The organism is Chitinophaga niabensis (assembly GCF_900129465.1).
In the GTDB taxonomy this organism is placed as follows: Bacteria; Bacteroidota; Bacteroidia; order Chitinophagales; family Chitinophagaceae; genus Chitinophaga; species Chitinophaga niabensis.
Map to the genome: position 1 here is coordinate 3730499 of NZ_FSRA01000001.1, position 17929 is coordinate 3748427.

Genomic DNA, 17929 nt, shown 5'->3' on the forward strand with positions numbered 1-17929 from the left:
ATATTTTGAATTAACGGGTATTGATACTTCCCGAAACTACGGGGCTGCTTGGCTGAATGCCGGAATTCCTGTAGGTTTGATCCTATGATTTCAAAGGCGCAAATTAAATATATTCAATCATTACAGCACAAAAAATACAGGCAAAAATTTGGCCAGTTTGTAGCAGAGGGAGATAAGATCGTGCAGGAACTGTTGCAGGGTACTTATGGCGTAAAAGCCGTATATGCCACCAAAACATGGCTGGAAGCACAGGCCCCGATGATACAAAGGAGTATTGAAGTGCTGGAAGTGGACGAAGCGGTTTTGAAACAGCTCTCTTCTCTTTCCACCCCCAACCAGGCGGTTGCACTGGTGGATATCCCTCCTGCCCCGCAACCCCTACTGCAGGGCCATATCACCCTGGCCCTGGAAGCGATCCGTGACCCTGGGAATATGGGTACCATTATTCGTATAGCCGACTGGTTTGGTGTACGCCAGATCATCTGCACGCCGGATTGTGTGGATGCCTATAATGCCAAAACCATCCAGGCCACGATGGGCAGCATTATGCGGGTGCCAGTGATAGAAACGGACCTCGTGGCATTATTGAAAACACCCGGCCAGGTGGCCAGTTACGCAGCTACCCTCCATGGGAACAATATTGCCAACACTAAAAAACTGCAGGAAGGGATCATCCTGATCGGCAATGAATCCCGCGGGCTGAGCGAAGAGGTTATAGCACTGAGCACTCACCAGATCACTATTCCAAGGATCGGACAGGCTGAATCGCTGAATGCTGCCGTTGCCACTGGTATTATCTGCGGCAGACTGCTTATTTGAACTGGATAGCTTTAACCGGGGTAATGGTACGGATCAATAAAGAAGGGATGATCAATATCAGTATGCAAATACCTAAGGTGCCCACATTGATCATACCCACTTTCCACCATTCGATAGCAATGGGTGCCACGGTCATATAGTAAGATTCTTCCGGCAATTTAAAGAAGCCCGTGTACTGCTGCAGCAGGGCTAAACCAATACCCAGCACATTACCGATAATGATCCCGGCCACCACGATATATGCTGCCTGGTAGATGAACACCTGCTGTATCGTGAAATTAGGCATGCCCAATGCCTTGAGAATGCCCACCATATTGGTACGTTCCAGGATAAGGATAAGGATGGCCGTGATCATATTAATTACGGCCACGATGGTCATGATCACCAAGATTATGGTTTCGTTCTTATTCTGTAAGCCCAGCCAGTCGAAGATATTAGGATATACCTCTTCCATGCTGCGGATGTTGAGCTCGTCAGACATGAGTTCTCCGATAGCGCTGCGGGCACTGTCTATTTTCCGGTAATCCTTCAGGTAGATCTCGTAACCACCAATGTCGCTGGGTTCCCAGTCGTTCAGCCGGCGGATCAGGTCTATATCTCCTACCAGGTAGGCTTTGTCGTATTCCTCGATGCCGGTTTTGTAGATGCCGCAGACAGTGAGTTTCCGGGCACGGGGTGGCAAACCGTCTCCCCTTACAAAGTAGACCACCACTGCATCGTTCAGTTTTAACTGTAACAGGGCCGCAGTATTGGCGGACACAATGATCTCGGGCGCATAACCACTGTCCTGGAACTGAATGTTGCGGCCTTCCGTGATAAAAGGCAACTGGTTGTTCCGGTCTATTCCCTTGAAGATCATACCTTCTGTTTCCCGGTCCTTTTTAATGATCACGGATTTGGTGGCAAAATCGTGGATGGCAGTAACACCGGGGAGCGCACGGATCCCGGCTTCCAGCGCAGAATCTGCTTTAAAGGGAATTTGTTCTGTTAAAGGACCGGCATTGGCCTGATATTGGGTAATATGCATATGCCCCCAGAAACTGAAGATCTTTTCAGAGATCTTCTGCTGGAAACCGTTGATCATTGCTGTAGCCAGGATCATCACAGCCACACTGAAGGCTGTAGCGATCATAGCTATGTTGATGATGAATTTAGTAAAAGAGGAAAACCGGTTGAAGGCGATCCTCCGGGCAATGAACACTGATATGCGCATAGCGCTAATTTAATGGAATATTGTAAATTACAGTTATGAAGAAAGTAGCATCCACATGCTTCACCCTTATAGCGATCCTCACAGGTTTCCACCTGAGCGCGCAGGAAAACAAGATCACCCCGGATCATGTTTACCATCAGAACATCAGAACAGTAAAGCTTAACCGTACAGGCGACCCGGTTAGTTTACCCCTGATAACACTGAACAGCGGCGAAAAACTTGAGTTGAACTTTGATGATCTTCAATACGAAGTTAAAAGTTATTACTATACTTTGGTGTTATGTAATGCGGACTGGACACCTGTGCGCATGAACGCCATCGAATACCTCCGCGGATTTTCAGAGAACCAGATCCAGGATTACCGTTTTTCCAGCGTGGCTTTGCAGAAGTACGTGCATTACCGTGTAGAGATCCCGAATAAGAACTGCACACCGGTGAAGTCGGGAAATTACCTGCTGAAAGTATACCTGGACAGTGATACCAACAAACTGGCTTTTACCCGCCGCATGATGGTATTAGAGAATAAAGCAAACGTGGGCGGGTTCGTTTCCCAGCCTATCAATCCTAAAGTATTCAGAACTTCGCAGAAGGTAAATGTTTCCATCAATACAAAAGGCCTGAACCTTCCCAATCCTTTCGATCAGTTAAAGGTGGTGATCCAGCAGAACTTCCGCTGGGATAATGCCATCACCGGCATCAAACCACAGTTCATCAAAGGCGATGTGCTGGAATATAATGCAGAGCAGAACATTATTTTCCCTGGTATGAAGGAATGGCGCTGGATAGACCTGCGCAGCTTCCGGCTGCAGACAGAAAGGGTGGAGAAAACAGATTACCAGCGCACAGGCACTACCGTATTTGCCATGCCTGATTTCCCGCGGGACAACCAGGTGTACCAGTATATCAAAGATATCAACGGGCGTTATTTCCCTGCCACCATAGATGATTACAACCCCAACTTTGAAGGAGATTATGCACGGGTGAACTTTGTATTCCCCGCTAAAGAACCTTTTGCAGGATATGACCTGTACATCTTTGGAGAGCTAACGGATTACGAATGTAATACGGCTAATAAGCTGGTATATAACGGCGCCCGCCGGGCTTATGAAGGAGCGCTCTTTCTCAAGCAGGGTTTTTACAACTACGTGTACGGCCTGATAGACAGAACTACTAACCAGTTCAGTACAGAATATACTGAAGGTGATTCCTGGGAAACAGAGAACGTTTATACCGTTCTGGTGTATTACAGGGCATTAGGCGGACGGTATGATGAACTGATCGGCCAGCTCAACCTGAACTCCATTCAAAACCGCAGATGATCAGATATTGGAAGCCGTTGTCTGATCCATCGTTTTACCCAACTTCACAATATTTGCTGCGCCGCGTTTGATAATGATCCGCGTTCCGCGATCGTATGTAAAGTAGCGGTAGAACCAGTTGATGAACACTACCAGTTTATTCCGGAAACCTAAGAGGTTCAGTAAGTGTACTGCCATCCATGCGATCCAGGCAATATAACCGCTGAGGCGAATACCGGCAAATTCTGCTACTGCTCTGTTACGCCCAATGGTGGCCATGCTGCCAAGGTCTTTGTACCTGAAAGCTTTCATCACCTTACCACGCAAACTGTTTTTGATATTGGCTCCCAATTGTGCGCCCTGCTGTATGGCAACCTGTGCCACCATCGGGTATCCCTTCGGGAAACGTTCATCATTCAGCATTCGTGCCATATCCCCGATAGCATAGATATTGGAATATCCTTCCACGAGGTTCACTTCATTTACTTTCATGCTGCCGTTCGGTAAAAGCACGCTATCCGGGAAACCTTCCAGCGGAAAACCTTTCACACCTGCGGACCATAAGAGGGATTGGGTTTCAATGGTGTCTCCATTGCTCAGCTTCAAAGTAGTACCGTCATATTCCTTCACGGCGGTGTTCAGCAATACTTTTACACCTAAGAAATCCAAACCTTTTAAGGTGTTAACGCTCGATGCTTCAGACATAGAGGCTAATACCCTCGGCCCTGCTTCCACCAGGAAGATGTTCATCAGATGGATCGGTAATTCAGGATAGTCCTTGGGCAGGATGTACTTCCGTAATTCTGCAAAGGCACCCGCTAATTCCACGCCGGTAGGGCCGCCGCCTACCATCACAAAATTCAGTTTCCGGCGGATGAGCCGTTCATCGTTCAGCAATAAGGACTCTTCGAATTGTTTCAGCACATAGTTACGGATCTGCACGGCTTCTATGAGGGATTTCATACCGATGGCATTTTCTGCGATCTGGTTATTCCCGAAGAAGTTGGTGTTACTGCCGGTAGCGATCACGAGGTAATTGTACCTGATCTCACCGATATTGGTTTCCAGGACATTTTCCTCAGAACGTACCGCTTTCACCTCAGCCATGCGGAAGTGCAGGTTCTTCTGGTTCTTGAAAATACCCCTCAGCGGAAAGGCAATGCTATCCGGTTCCAGGCCTGCGGTAGCTACCTGGTAAAGGAGGGGTTGAAAAAGATGATAATTGTTCCTGTCCAGCAACACCACTTGTACGGGTGCGTGTTTCAAAGCCTTGGCCAGGTTAATGCCACCAAATCCACCTCCAACTATTACCACCCTGGGCCTGTCTGATTCCGGAATGTTCGGCTGTATCATGTCGTTTTTATTTTGCAGTATGGTCTTTCTAGGTTCCAAAAGCCATACCATTCATATTACATATCAAAATTACAAAACTTTCAGTAAAAAATGAAAGATTAGTTTAAAAGGGATTGTTAAAGTGTACAGTGCTGTGCAGAATTTATGCAATTGTAGTTTGGTGTTTGCTTTATTCTTGTGTAAACCTTGCTTTATCCTTGCTTCGTTGTTGTAAAGTATTGCGTGCCAATAAGGATTTAGAGCAAGTTTGGAGCTAGGATAAAGCAAGGATTAAGCTAGGATAAGGCATAAAAAAAGGCTGCCCCGTTATCTGAGGCAGTCCTTTTGTTATGCGGATGATCTTATTTTAATGCCATATGCAAGGCGGCAGCCAGTAGTGCACCGATCACCGGTCCTACTACGGGAATCCATGCGTATCCCCAATCGCTGTTACGTTTGCCTTTAATAGGCAGGATGAAATGTGCGATCCTTGGACCAAGGTCCCTTGCAGGGTTGATAGCGTACCCGGTAGGCCCGCCTAAAGAAAGGCCGATGGCTAATACCAGGAGCGCCACAGGCAAGGCATCTACAGCACCCAGGCCCACTTCGGATTTAGTGATATAGAACACCCCGAAAATAAGTACGAAAGTGCCGATGATCTCTGTAACAAGGTTTGGAATGGTGCTCCTGATGGCCGGTGCCGTGCAGAAACAGGCCAGGATACCATCTGCATCTGTAGTGGCATCAAAGTGTTGCTTGTAAGCAGCCCATACCAGGCTGGCTCCGATAATGGCACCGATCAGCTGGGCAGTGATGTACACCGGCACAAGGTCCCAGGTAATACCACCGGTAACAGCCAATGCGAGTGTTACCGCTGAATTGAGGTGAGCGCCACTGTAAGCACCTACTGTAAATACACCTACAAAAACAGCCATGGCCCAGCCCATAGTGATCACCATCCATCCGCCGTTCTGACCTTTACTTTTATTCAATACGCAGTTTGCTACTACCCCGTTCCCTAAAAGAATGAGCAATGCAGTGCCTAATATTTCTGCCAGGAAAATTGACATTGTTGGTTGTATTAAGGTGAGTGTTATTTTTCAGCCCAGGCTTTTGCTGCGCGGATGGCACGCTGCCAGTCTTTTGTGAGTGCCGTTCTTTTTTCTGCATCCATGGAGGGCGTGAACTTAGCGTCTTCCTGCCATTGTTTGCGAATGGTTTCAATGCTATCCCAGAAACCGATAGCAAGGCCAGCGAGATAGGCTGCACCCAGTGCGGTGGTTTCTGTTACTTTCGGGCGGATCACCTGTGTTTCCATGATATCTGCCTGGAACTGCATCAGCAGGTTATTGGCAGTGGCACCGCCATCCACCCTTAATTCCCGGATCTTCATGCCGGCATCGGATTCCATGGCTTTCAGAACATCCATGGTCTGGTAAGCGATGCTGTCCAGTGCGGCGCGGGCAATGTGTGCGTCTTTTGTTCCGCGGGTCATACCAACGATCGTGCCGCGGGCGTATTGATTCCAGTGTGGGGCACCCAGTCCTGCAAATGCGGGGACCATATATACACCATCTGTATCTTTTACTGAAGCTGCCAGTGCTTCCACATCCGCAGAGTGGCGGATGATACCTAAACCATCGCGCAGCCATTGCACAACGGCTCCGCCGATGAAAATACTGCCTTCGAGGGCGTAATGGGTGGTATTACCGATCCTCCAGGCAATGGTGGTAAGGAGATTGTTGGCAGAGGAGATCGCTTTTTCACCGGTGTTCAGCATCATGAAACAGCCCGTGCCGTAGGTGTTCTTCACCATACCGGGTTCTGTACACATCTGGCCGAAAAGGGCTGCCTGCTGATCACCTGCAATACCGGCGATGGGTATTTTGAAAGGTGTGAGCGTGGCTTCTGTTTCTCCATACACTTCGCTGGAAGCGCGTACTTCCGGAAGCATGGAGGCGGGAATATCCATCAATTTCAGGAGGCTTTCGTCCCATGCCTGTTTGTGGATATTATATAACATGGTGCGGGAGGCATTGCTTACATCAGTAACATGCAGTTTCCCTTTAGTGAAGTTCCAGATAAGCCAGGTGTCTACCGTACCGAATGCCAGTTCTCCGGCGTTAGCCTTTGCGCGGGCGCCTTCCACATTATCCAGGATCCATTTTACTTTGGTACCGGAGAAGTAGGCATCTAAGATAAGGCCCGTTTTGGAGCGGATATCTTCTGCCAGGCCTTGTGCACGCAGTTCGTCGCAGTAGGCTGAAGTACGCCTGTCCTGCCAAACGATAGCGTTGTACAAGGGTTTTCCTGTTTTACGATCCCATACGATAGTGGTTTCCCGTTGATTGGTGATGCCCATGGCTGCGATCTTGTCTCCCGTGGTGCCGGCTTTTGCGATCACTTCAGCAGCTACGCCTGCCTGGGTACTCCAGATCTCATGTGGGTCATGTTCTACCCATCCTGGTTGGGGGTAGATCTGTGAAAATTCTTTCTGCGAAACGGCTACGATATCCCCTGCACGATTGAAGATGATAGCGCGAGAGCTGGTGGTTCCCTGATCCAGGGCCATAATGAATTGTGCTTCCATGCTTTTTAAGTATAGTTAAACGTGGTACCTTGGTTTACGAGGTAGTAAGATACTAGGAATAAATTAAAAGTAAAAAAAATTTCTACTTGCCTGAAAACAAAAAAGGGAAGCCGTATGGCCTCCCTTTCAGAGAAATATTATTAGTCAGAAACTACATTTTCTTAGCATCTTCCAGGAACTTGGCGAGGCCAATGTCCGTGAGCGGGTGTTTCAGCAATCCGAGGATAGAATCCAGCGGGCAGGTGCAAACATCAGCACCGCTTTCAGCACATTTCACAATGTGGAGGGCGTTGCGGATAGATGCTGCCAGGATCTCAGTTTTGAATCCCTGGATGCTGTAGATCTGGGCGATCTGAGCGATCAGTTCAACACCATCCCAGCTGCTATCGTCTATACGGCCGATGAAAGGAGATACATAAGCAGCACCGGCTTTTGCTGCCAGGATAGCCTGACCTGCGGAGAACACCAGGGTGCAGTTAGTACGGATACCGTTATCAGTGAACCATTTGATGGCTTTCACACCGTCTTTGATCATAGGCACTTTCACCACGATGTTCGGGTGAATAGCGGCCAGTTTCTTACCTTCTTCCACGATGGAAGCAAAGTCTGTAGATAAAACCTCTGCACTTACATCTCCGCCTTCCACGATCTCGCAGATAGCTTCGTAGTGCTTAATGATGGCAGCCTCGCCTTTGATCCCTTCCTTAGCCATGAGCGAAGGATTGGTGGTTACACCGTCCAGGATACCTAAGTCTTGTGCTTCTTGTATCTGTGCGAGGTTTGCTGTATCAATAAAGAATTTCATAAAGTAATATTAATGTTGAAAAGTTTAGTGTTCAAGATATGCATTTGTTCTCTGTTCCGAAATGTGTTCCGGGCAATTTCAACAAACCATCAAACTAATTTCGGAAAAAATGAAGAGAGAACTTTCTGCCAGGAGGAAAAAAAAATGGCAAGTTACTTATATCGCACCGCTACAACCGCCTACCCTTGCTACATTCCTGTCCTGGGGGAGTTCAGCAGGAGCTGGTCGTATAAGACTTGCCGTTGCAAAGGTAACGGAAGGTGGGATAATATGCAAATTAAATTGCGGGAAATATCTGCGGGGGTTACGGTTTTGGGAGGATGGTGTGGTTGGAGATACCTGCCGGGGCTGAGGATGTTGTTATTGCAGATGTGTGAATTATGCCTGCCGGAGTTAAGGTTTCGGAAGAATATTGTTATTGTAAATGCCCATTACTGCTATGTTTCACAGCTGCTATTGTTTCTTCTTTTTTGAAGGCTTCTTAAACACATCCTTTTCATTCTCTATAAGTCCTGTCTGATCTTCGGGGCCCTGCTTCACAGGGATATCTGAAGCTGCATTTATATCAGCATTGCCGCGGTATACTGCTCTTACTGCAATGCTCTTTGTGATACTGTCTGTTGCAGGGATCAGGAGGTCCTGCCCTATTATCTGGCCGGTGTTAGTATATAAACGAACGCGTGCGGTATCCAGGGGGTAGATCTTTCCGGTGTTGTAAATGCCTTCCACATTCAGGTAAAAATGCAGGCCGCGCTTGAGGCTATCTGCATAATGATGAAAGCGGATGCCTGTGAGATAAGGGAGCTGCAGAAAAACCTCATGTTGTTTGGAAGGGTTCTCTTGCAGGGTAACCAATAACTTAATACGGTAATTATCAGGGCGTATCCTGTTCCTGTTAAAACGCAGGATGCCGTTATTGCATTCACCATCAGGGGATTCCACTTTGATCTGGCTCCAGCGGTAATCTCCTTTGAGCAGGCCCGTGGTGCTACGTTTGCTGCTATCTGCGTAGGTGATCTCAAACCCTATCGGGGTGGTACTGTATAACTCTGCCACAGCGCCGGAATCAAATGCGGCGCGGATGTTTACTACCTCCTTTTGCTGTGCCATAGCGGGTAGTGCGCATATTATCAATAGCAACGTTCTGAACATACTGTACATAGGCTAAAACCATTCCAAATTTAAGGATTGCGAAAGCAATGCGCGACACTTGAAAAAATATTCTATTTTCACGCAATTTTAGAAAGCATGTCATTACCACAACATTCGGATGCCACTTTGCGCTACCAGCAGCAGGTAGAGAATTCCAGGAATTACGTTTTGCCTTTTATAGCGCAGGAGTTTCCGGAGATGAAAGGACTGCGTGTAATGGAGATCGGCTGTGGAGAAGGTGGTGTACTCACCCCCTTCCTGGAGCAGGGCGCTCAATGCACGGGTGTTGATCTTTTCCCGGAAAGGATTGAACTGGCGAAGGGTTTCCTGGGGAACTACGTGGCCAGCGGGCAGTTGCAGCTGATTGCCAAGAATATTTACGATGTGGATTTCTTTGGTGAGTTTCAGCATGCTTTTGACCTCATTATCCTCAAAGACGCGATTGAACATATTCCTGATCAGGATAAACTGATCGAATACCTGAAGCAATTGCTCAATCCGCGTGGGCAGGTGTATTTTGGGTTTCCGCCATGGTATATGCCGCATGGGGGGCATCAGCAGATCTGCCATAGTAAGGTGCTGAGTTTTTTGCCTTATATCCACTTGTTGCCGAGGCCGTTGTATCGTGGTTTGCTGAAAGCATTCGGGGAGCATGAGAATACGATCAAGGAGTTAATGGAACTGGTAGATACCGGTATTTCCATTGAAAGATTTGAGAAGATCGCTAAGGCTTCCGGGTTTGCTATTACGCGGCGTAAATATTACCTCATCAATCCTATCTATAAATACAAGTTTAATCTCAAGCCCAGGGAGCAGTTTGGCTGGATGAAGGGGATTCCTTTTGTGAGGAATTTCTTTACTACCTGTATGTATTACCTGATTAAGCCCAAGAGTAATTAATTTTTTGCAGGAACCTTGCCACGCAGCAGAGAGCGGAGGTTTTTCATTTTGCAGGGTGAAGTTCTTTTGCCGGGGCAGGTGTTTCTTTTGCGGAAACCTTGCCGCTCAGCAGAGAGCGGAGGTTTTTCATTTTGCAGGGTGAAGTTCTTTTGCCGGGGCAGGTGTTTCTTTTGCAGGAACCTTGCCACGCAGCAGAGGGCGGAGGTTTTTCATTTTGCAGGGTGAAGTTCTTTTGCCGGGGCAGGTGTTTCTTTTGCGGAAACCTTGCCGCTCAGCAGAGAGCGGAGGTTTTTCATTTTGCAGGGTGAAGTTCTTTTGCCGGGGCAGGTATTTCTTTTGCAGAGACCTTGCAGCGTAGCAGAGGGCGAAGTTTTTTGCCAGATAAAACCTAAACGCCCAGTAGCGAACTCTCCGTACAAGAGTGCGACGCAACGAACGTTTCATTCCTATTCTACTGCCGGGTCAACGAGCATTCCATATCTCCCAGGAGGCTTCTGCCTGTAAGATGAGCATTTCGTGGCCATTCTTTACAGTGGCTCCTTTTGCGGCGCCATTCTGCATGAACTGTGTTTCTGCGGGATTGTAGATCAGATCGTATAACAAATGTTGCGGGGTGATGAATTCGTAAGGAATGGGAGGTGCTTCCGTTACGTTGGGATACATGCCAACGGGTGTAGTGTTGATGATCAGGGTATGCTCCTTCATAATGGCTTCGTTCAGGGATTCATACAGGATAGTGCCCGTGAAATATTTCCTGCTCACTTCTGTATAAGTTATCCCTAACTGCTCCAGGCTGAATTTCACTGCTTTGGCTGCTCCACCGGCTCCTAAGATCAACGCTTGGGTATGCTGTGGCTGCAATAAAGGTTCCAGGGAACGCTGGAAGCCGATCACATCTGTATTATGCCCCGTTAATTTATTTCCCTGTTTGCGAATGCAATTCACAGCGCCAATGGTTTTAGCGGCTTCGCTGAAATCATCCAAAAATGGGATCACGGCTTGTTTGTAAGGGATGGTTACATTCAGCCCTTCCAGTTGCGGGTTGTTCTTCCAGAGATCAGGAAACTGATCTATATCGGGAATGGGAAAATTTTCGTAACTGCAGCCGGAAATACCTTCCTGTGAGAACTTATCAGCAAAGAATCCTTTGGAAAAGGAATGAGAGAGCGGGAAACCAATAAGGCCGAATAAACGCATAATGATGTATATACGAATACGGATTGCCTGTAAAGACAATCCGTACCTGTTGTGCTATTCTTTATCTAAGAAGAGATGGAATGTGTCTCCACGGAGACCAACGCGCATGGCTTCCAAAGGAATCACTTCATTAGGAGCCAGGTTACCCAAGTTGGCATTGCAGCCTACCAGTTCCAGGAAATAGAGCTGCTGATCTTTCTGCGGTGCTTCCCAAATGATCTTTTCTGCAGGGATCTGTGTGAGGATCTCCTGAACGAGGCCTTCGCGCACTTCTCCTGAACCACGGTAAATACCTACATTCCCACCTTCGCGGGCTTCTGCAATTACGTAAGTGGCGCCGGCTGATAATTCCGCACGCATCAGTTCGATCCATTTATAAGGAGGAATGATATGCTCTGCATCTTTGGAACCTACTTCGCTGAGTACCAGGCCATGTTTGGTGAGTTGTTCAATATAACCACACTTTTCCGCATGAGGGATAGTGATGGACCCATCGGATACCTCCATCCATGTGATGCCGTAATCCTTGATGGTTTTCACATAATCATCAAACTGGTTGCGGATCAGGAATGCTTCAAACAAAGTACCACCAAAATATACAGGAATGTTGGCAGCCTGGTATAGTTCAATCTTTGCGCGCAGGTTTGGCGTTACGAATGAGGTACCAAATCCTAACTTTACAACATCTACATGTGGTGCTGCTGCTGAAATAAAATGCTTTGCCTCTTCTACACTCAGGCCCTTGTCCATCACCATGGTTAACCCATAAGTACGTGGCTGTGTGGTTCTTTCAGGAATTTGCGTGAGATTAAAATTCATTTTTCACAATTTTATTCTTCTTAATGGTCATTCACCAAACGTTCATACTTAGCTCTGCCTACCTTGTAATTGGATTGGTTTGTGGTTTTTCAAAATGATGATCAAATTATAAAACCGCGGCAAAAATAAGAAGTAATACAATATGTGAGGTAAAAAATAGACAAGCAGGCTACCGTTTCCGGCGATACCGGGCTATCAGCTCTACTACGCTGTTATGCTGAAGGATGGAAGGATCCAGTTCTGTGACCTTTTTAAACTGCCTTGGATGCAGCTGCAGGGCGGTTTCCAGTTGAATAAGGCCTTCTTTGGTCCTCCCCATAGATATGAGTATCACTGCTTTATAATACAGGAATACGGGTTTGCGGCCGATTTTGCTTTCCGCGATCTCCAACTGGGCATAGGCTTCTTCCACATGGCCAACGAGGTAAAGGCCGCGGATCAGTTCCTTCCAGGCGGCAGCACTGCCGGGGCGGATCCTTACGGCGTTAAGGAAATACACCAGGGCTTCTTTGTCGCTGCCGATCTGGAGCAGGCACTGGCCCAGGGTGATATTGTATTCCAGGTTCTGCTTATTCAGGCGGATAGCGGTCTGGAGGGACTTTATAGCATTTTCCCAGTTCTCTTCCGTCATGTAAGCTTTGGCTATTTTAAGATAGAGCTTATCATCGTTCGGGCTGAGGTGGGAGGCTTTGCGGTAGTAATAACGGGCCTGGGTGAACTTGCGCATCTTTTCATAGCAATGGCCGATGGCTTCGTAGATCACGTCCTCCGGTTTGGCTACTTCCAGGTGTTTTTGCAGTACTTCAATGGCTTCGTTGAACTTACGCAGATGAATATACGCGTCGCCCATGTTTCGGTAGGCGTAATCGAAACGTTCATCTATCACTACGGCATACTGGTAAGCATCTACGGCTTTTTCATAAAGCTTGAGGCCCTGGTAGGCTGTTCCCAGGTTGAACCAGGCGAGCTGGTTGTAGGGGTGTTCGTTGATGATGGAAGTATGCAGGCGGATACTTTCTTCGTTGCGACCGGTAAACTCCGTCCAGAAGCAGATCTTGTGCAAGGCCTCTTCATTGGTGGGATCGAACTCCAGCAGCATCTTCAGGCAGTCGAACACTTTCTCAAACTCTTCCCAGTCGTCATATACATCAGCGAGTTCCAGCAGGAGGTCTGTGCGGTCTTCCCCGTCGAACACTTTGATCTGTTCTTCGAGGAGTTTGGCGGCCTTTTCGTGCTGGTTCATGGCCAGGTATACGTCTGTTTTGAGAATATAGAGGTTAATATCGTTACTGTCCAGTACAGCGGCTTTTTCCAGCAGCTGCAGGGCTTCCCGGTATTTTTTGGTTTCTATTAATAAAGCAGATTTCTTGAGGAGCAGTGCGGAAGAAAAGGGGAACTGCTCTATAGCGATCTCGACGGCTTGCATGGCATTATTGAGTTCGTCATGCTCGTCATAATAGTCGATGATCTGTTCGAAAGAATCCTCGTCCAGAAAGGAGTGAGAACGCCCTTCCTTTAGATTTTCAAATTGCTGAAGCAAGTCCCTTAAATCTTCAAAATCCTCGTTAAACTCGTTAAATGATGGGAAATCGTGATTCATTAATACGAATATAGTGGAAATTCAAGCTGCCACCAAACCTGCTCCGTCTACCGTTTGTGTATATTTTTTAACATTTTATTAAGATAAAGGGTATCTTTGCTTTAAGATTCCGTTATGATAGATAGAAAATTCGTATATTTGTGGTACAATGAAGAAGATAAATAACATAATCAACAGATTCTCATTGTCTTGCCTCATGGTGAGTGCTTTATTCATGGTTGCACTTAACGTCCAAGCCAATGATTTAGGCGGTAATTTCGATAACAACAACGATAAGGTTGTAAAAAAGACCGAGACTAAATATACTTTAACCGCCATGCCCAAAACAAATCTGAGCCTCGACGCCGGATTCACTGCAAGTGGTATCCTGAGGACGGATTTTAAACTGAGCTCTGACAATACTGTGAATGTAAGATCTGTAGTGACTTACAAGCGTGGTAATGTTACCTATATCGTTCCTTACATCGTGCAGGTTCCGCCAACGCAGAATTTGGCGCCCCAGCATTATCATCAGCTGCAGGTGCAGGTTAAACTGCCTTTCAGAAAGAATTAAGGACATTTGAAAAGAGATTTTACAAAGAAGGCTGCTCGGAAGAGTGGTCTTTTTTGTTTTTGTGGGGATTGGGATGGAGCGTGTTTTGCAGAGATGTGGCGGAAACCTTGCCGCGCAGCAGAGGGCGGAGTTTTTTTCTTTTGGGGGGAGGATGTTTTTTGAAGCTGTTCTTTTGAGGATTTAGCGGAAACCTTGTTTTCTTTTGGGGGCGGATGTTTTTAGAGAGAGAGTATTCTTAAGCGAATTAAAACCACCTAATACAACTAAGGCCATTCTTGCGAATGGCCTTATATTTTTCAGGGAGCTCTTTTATCCCCTTATTTTCTTCAATTCATCCTGGGTGATTTCCTTATACCCCTTTGGCTCATCAAAAGTAGAGGCGGGTACGGGACTGAGGTCTACTTTTGTAGCTATGGCTTTCATTTTAGAGCCGGCCTTAATGATGATCTCAAATTCCAGGGGAATACCTTTCAGGTTCATGAACCGGCGGTTGTAGAACTTGTTCTCAGGCAGGAGATCTATGGTGTAGAATACATCAAAGGTAGTACCATCTTCATTTTTACCAATGGCCCTACGACATCTGTAACCGGCTATCTCCTTGGTTTCCTGCTGGTCTGTGAATTGGGTGCCCTGGTATTTCTTCAGGTCCTGTTCATAACCTTTCCTGTCTGTACGGATCAGGTATTTATCACCATGATTATCCATGAGCGTCACTACCGTTTCGCTCTGTGTATTGATCAGGTAGATGTAATTCACCACATTGAAGTTCATGTCTATCCGGCTCTGATTACCCCGTATGTACTGTGTCATGGAACTACCGGCAAACATAGCCTCCATCTGGAGCTGTTCGGGAGGTAATTCCACTTTATAGGTGATCCTGGCGTCCGATATGGTACGTTGTGCCAACAGCGGCGTTGCCAGGCCTGCGATGCAGCCTACCAGCAATCCCCCTATTTGTAACAATTTTCGCATAATGGTTCAATTAATTCATAGGTATGAGTGAAAAATCTATGCCAAAGGTAGCAGATCCGCTACCAGTCTGGTTTTAGCTTATTCAAAAACGCCCCTATCCCCTTTTTGCAATCAGGGTGCTGCCTGGTTTCGGCATTTGTGCGGGCCGCAGCTTCCAGGGCATCCGCCAGCGGTTTATCCAAAGCAGCGCTGATCAGTTGTTTGGTGATCTTCAATGAGTTAGCCGAAGTTTCCCCACATAACTTTTCTGCTAAGGCCTGTACCTCCTCCTGGATTGATCCGGCCGCCATCACCCCATTGATCAGGCCGTGCTTTACTGCCTCTTCCGCACTGATCAACCTGCCAGTTAACAGCAATTCCCGGGCGCGGCCCTCTCCTATCTTCCTCACTAAAAACACACTCACCAAAGCGGGTACAAACCCTATCCTTACTTCTGTATATCCAAATTTCGCAGCCGGTACGGCATAACTCAGATCAGCTATGGAAGCCAATCCACATCCCCCTGCAATGGCATCTCCTTCTATCCGGGCAATCACCACCTTTTCCAGTAAGTAGATGTCCTGCATCAATTGCATCAGTTCCTTTGAATCAATTAAGTTCTCCTCAAAGCTGTTGTGCTGTAACTGCTGCAGGTATTCAAGATCTGCTCCTGCACAGAACGCTTTTCCATTGCCGGCAAGTATCACCACTTTCACATTTTCATCTGCTTCCGCCTGTGCAAAAGCAGCCCTTAACTCCCGCACTACTTCTGCATTCAATGCATTCCGTTTATCCGGCCGATTGAGTGTAATAGTGGCGATCCTGTTGCTGATATGATAGGTGATACCCTGCATGATCCAAATGTAAGGGAATTATTTTTAACGATTAAAGTACATGTATAACATATTGTAAATTAAAAGCCTCTGCCGGGATTTACGTTCCTGCAGAGGCTTTCTTTATTGTTATTTTGTACGCTTAGTGCGTTACTTCTTCTATCACTTTTCCTACTGTACCATTCGGCATCTGGATGCGCAGGAGTGCTGCCACGGTTGGCGCAATATCAGTCATCGCAGTTGTTCTGTTGGTTTTACCGTTACGGATGCCCCATCCCATAAATACTAAAGGAATATGTGCATCGTAAGGGTTCCAGAGACCATGGGTGGTACCTGTTTTGCCACCATCCAGCCAGCCGGGGAGCAGTGTAACCATGATGTCGCCACTTCTTTGTACGTTATAACCATTTACCACCATTGTTTTCAATGGCTCAGGCAAAGCGGTGGTACCCAGTTTATGCAGGTCGAAAGCGTTGGAAACACCGGGATACTTAATAGCATTTTCCAGGATCCAGGCTTTTACGGCTTCCAGTTTGCCTGCTTTGGTCAGTCCCTCGTTATCCAGTGTGAACTGGTAGTTGTAAGAAGCAGTTACTGCTTTCTTGAATCCGAATTCTATTTCAATGGCAGTGTTCAGGGCTTTTAACATGGTAGCATCATCCCACAGACCATTAGGCAACTTGTTCTCTGCCAGGAAACCGGGTACATGTGCCACACCGTGATCTGCCGTGATAAAGAACAACCATTGGCCTTTACCCACTTTCTTGTCCAGGTACTTGAAGAATTCTCCGAGGTCTTTATCCAGGCGCAGGTAAGTATCTTCAGTTTCCACAGAGTTTGGCCCATGTTGGTGACCTACGTAGTCAGTTGAAGAAAGGCTCACTGCCAGGAAGTCCGTAGTATTGCCATGGCCCAGCTTTTCGTTATCCAGTGCTTTTTTGGCGAATTCCAGTGTGAAGGTGTTACCAAAAGGCGTGGAAGATAGAATGCCGAAGCTATTTCCCATCTGGCCTGCCAGCGCATGCGGGAAAGAAGTATTGTCCTGCCCCTTGAAACGGCCTTCATAAGGCTTTTCGTCTCCGGAACTCTGGATGTAGGTATTTACCGGGTACAAAGTATTCCAGGGTTGTGAAAGGTACTTTGCAGGCAGCTTCTCATTATTGAATGCATCTACCCAGGCAGGCAGTGCGTTCATGTAGTAGGAGCTGGTCATAAAGTTACCGGTGGCGCCATCAAACCAATAAGCTGCGTTGGCACTGTGGCCTGCGGGTAATATAGCACCGCGGTCTTTGATGGCAACGCCTATTGTTTTATTACGGAAGTTCTGCGCCAGGCGGAGTTCGTCTGTAATAGTATTGGTGAGCATATTCTTCGGGCTCATCCTTCCGGCTGCATTACTGCCGCCGATTGCGTTAACTGTCGTATCTTCCGTACAGTACATGCTTTTGTTGGAAGTCCTGTCGTTCCAGTTATTGCCGATAATACCATGAATTGCAGGTACAGATCCGGTATAGGCACAGGTATGGCCGCAAGCAGTGATGGTTGGTGTGTAAGGGATAAGCGTGTTTTCGCAGGAGAAGCCCTCATTCAACAGGCGTTTAAACCCATCATTGGTATAACGGTCATAATAACGGTACAGGAAGTCCCAGCGCATCTGGTCTACTACCATACCCACCACTAATTTAGGGCGGGCCACTTCTTTGGCTGTCTTTTTACCATAGTTCGGCGGGAATCCGTGTGTAGGCGATGTGGCTTTTTGGCCAAATGTTACGGTTGCCGTCAATAGTAATGCGACAGTTAAAAATTTAATACGGCTCATATAAATCATTGATTGTTGCTAATTTACTCTCCGTTCAGACGTGGAAAA

General features: G+C 47.1%; 17 protein-coding genes and 1 other RNA gene. 4 read left to right on the top strand and 14 right to left on the bottom strand.

Annotated features, from left to right (window positions below):
- Positions 1-84: 84 nt before the first annotated feature.
- On the top strand, positions 85-819 hold the full coding sequence (locus tag BUR42_RS14775; protein ID WP_074239963.1) for a TrmH family RNA methyltransferase: 735 nt from the start codon (positions 85-87) through the stop codon (positions 817-819).
- On the opposite strand, the gene BUR42_RS14780 is transcribed toward BUR42_RS14775, so the two are convergent.
- Positions 812-2032, bottom strand: a complete 1221-nt coding sequence (locus BUR42_RS14780; protein WP_074239964.1) for an ABC transporter permease — start codon at positions 2030-2032, stop codon at positions 812-814. The two genes, BUR42_RS14775 and BUR42_RS14780, sit on opposite strands and share 8 nt — an antisense overlap.
- A gap of 35 nt (positions 2033-2067) precedes the next feature.
- Between BUR42_RS14780 and BUR42_RS14785 the strand changes: the two genes are divergently transcribed.
- Positions 2068-3351, top strand: a complete 1284-nt coding sequence (locus BUR42_RS14785; RefSeq protein ID WP_074239965.1) for a type IX secretion system plug protein — start codon at positions 2068-2070, stop codon at positions 3349-3351.
- On the opposite strand, the gene BUR42_RS14790 is transcribed toward BUR42_RS14785, so the two are convergent.
- From BUR42_RS14790 to BUR42_RS14815, 6 genes are all read right to left on the bottom strand, one after another.
- A complete protein-coding gene (locus tag BUR42_RS14790; protein WP_074240610.1) occupies positions 3352-4683 on the bottom strand; it encodes an NAD(P)/FAD-dependent oxidoreductase in 1332 nt (443 codons plus the stop codon).
- Positions 4684-5024: 341 nt separating this feature from the next.
- Complete coding sequence (locus BUR42_RS14795; protein ID WP_074239966.1) at positions 5025-5732, bottom strand: MIP/aquaporin family protein; 708 nt, start codon at positions 5730-5732, stop codon at positions 5025-5027.
- Between the two features lie 23 nt (positions 5733-5755).
- Positions 5756-7252, bottom strand: a complete 1497-nt coding sequence (gene glpK / locus BUR42_RS14800) for a glycerol kinase GlpK (RefSeq protein ID WP_074239967.1) — start codon at positions 7250-7252, stop codon at positions 5756-5758.
- Positions 7253-7403: 151 nt separating this feature from the next.
- Positions 7404-8057, bottom strand: coding sequence for a fructose-6-phosphate aldolase (gene fsa / locus BUR42_RS14805; protein ID WP_074239968.1), 654 nt, complete (start codon positions 8055-8057; stop codon positions 7404-7406).
- Positions 8058-8199: 142 nt separating this feature from the next.
- Positions 8200-8299, bottom strand: an RNA gene (gene ffs / locus BUR42_RS14810) — signal recognition particle sRNA small type.
- A 211-nt stretch (positions 8300-8510) separates the two neighbouring features.
- Positions 8511-9167 carry a hypothetical protein gene (locus tag BUR42_RS14815; protein ID WP_074239969.1) on the bottom strand — a complete coding sequence of 219 codons (657 nt, stop codon included), beginning with the start codon at positions 9165-9167 and terminating at the stop codon, positions 8511-8513.
- Positions 9168-9305: 138 nt separating this feature from the next.
- On the opposite strand from BUR42_RS14815, the gene BUR42_RS14820 reads away from it, so the two are divergent.
- Positions 9306-10109, top strand: coding sequence for a class I SAM-dependent methyltransferase (locus tag BUR42_RS14820; RefSeq protein WP_074239970.1), 804 nt, complete (start codon positions 9306-9308; stop codon positions 10107-10109).
- Between the two features lie 126 nt (positions 10110-10235).
- Here the strand turns inward: BUR42_RS14820 and BUR42_RS14830 are convergent, their stop codons facing one another.
- The 4 genes from BUR42_RS14830 to BUR42_RS14845 all read right to left on the bottom strand — a co-directional run bounded on the left by BUR42_RS14830 (position 10236) and on the right by BUR42_RS14845 (position 13725).
- Positions 10236-10553, bottom strand: a complete 318-nt coding sequence (locus BUR42_RS14830; RefSeq protein WP_143197453.1) for a hypothetical protein — start codon at positions 10551-10553, stop codon at positions 10236-10238.
- Positions 10554-10571: 18 nt separating this feature from the next.
- Complete coding sequence (locus BUR42_RS14835; RefSeq protein ID WP_074239973.1) at positions 10572-11306, bottom strand: shikimate dehydrogenase family protein; 735 nt, start codon at positions 11304-11306, stop codon at positions 10572-10574.
- 54 nt (positions 11307-11360) lie between these two features.
- Positions 11361-12125, bottom strand: a complete 765-nt coding sequence (locus BUR42_RS14840; RefSeq protein ID WP_074239974.1) for a phosphosulfolactate synthase — start codon at positions 12123-12125, stop codon at positions 11361-11363.
- 169 nt (positions 12126-12294) lie between these two features.
- Positions 12295-13725, bottom strand: coding sequence for a tetratricopeptide repeat protein (locus tag BUR42_RS14845; RefSeq protein WP_074239975.1), 1431 nt, complete (start codon positions 13723-13725; stop codon positions 12295-12297).
- Positions 13726-14041: 316 nt separating this feature from the next.
- Between BUR42_RS14845 and BUR42_RS14850 the strand changes: the two genes are divergently transcribed.
- Positions 14042-14278 carry a hypothetical protein gene (locus BUR42_RS14850; protein ID WP_143197454.1) on the top strand — a complete coding sequence of 79 codons (237 nt, stop codon included), beginning with the start codon at positions 14042-14044 and terminating at the stop codon, positions 14276-14278.
- Positions 14279-14587: 309 nt separating this feature from the next.
- Here the strand turns inward: BUR42_RS14850 and BUR42_RS14855 are convergent, their stop codons facing one another.
- The 3 genes from BUR42_RS14855 to pafA form a co-directional block, all read right to left on the bottom strand.
- Positions 14588-15250: a hypothetical protein gene (locus tag BUR42_RS14855; RefSeq protein ID WP_143197455.1), complete on the bottom strand. Its 663-nt coding sequence runs from the start codon at positions 15248-15250 to the stop codon at positions 14588-14590.
- Between the two features lie 59 nt (positions 15251-15309).
- Positions 15310-16083 carry an enoyl-CoA hydratase/isomerase family protein gene (locus BUR42_RS14860; protein ID WP_074239978.1) on the bottom strand — a complete coding sequence of 258 codons (774 nt, stop codon included), beginning with the start codon at positions 16081-16083 and terminating at the stop codon, positions 15310-15312.
- Between the two features lie 121 nt (positions 16084-16204).
- The gene (pafA, locus tag BUR42_RS14865) at positions 16205-17881 is read right to left on the bottom strand and encodes an alkaline phosphatase PafA (protein ID WP_074240611.1); all 1677 of its coding nucleotides are present in this window, start codon (positions 17879-17881) and stop codon (positions 16205-16207) included.
- Between the last annotated feature and the right edge of the window lie 48 nt (positions 17882-17929).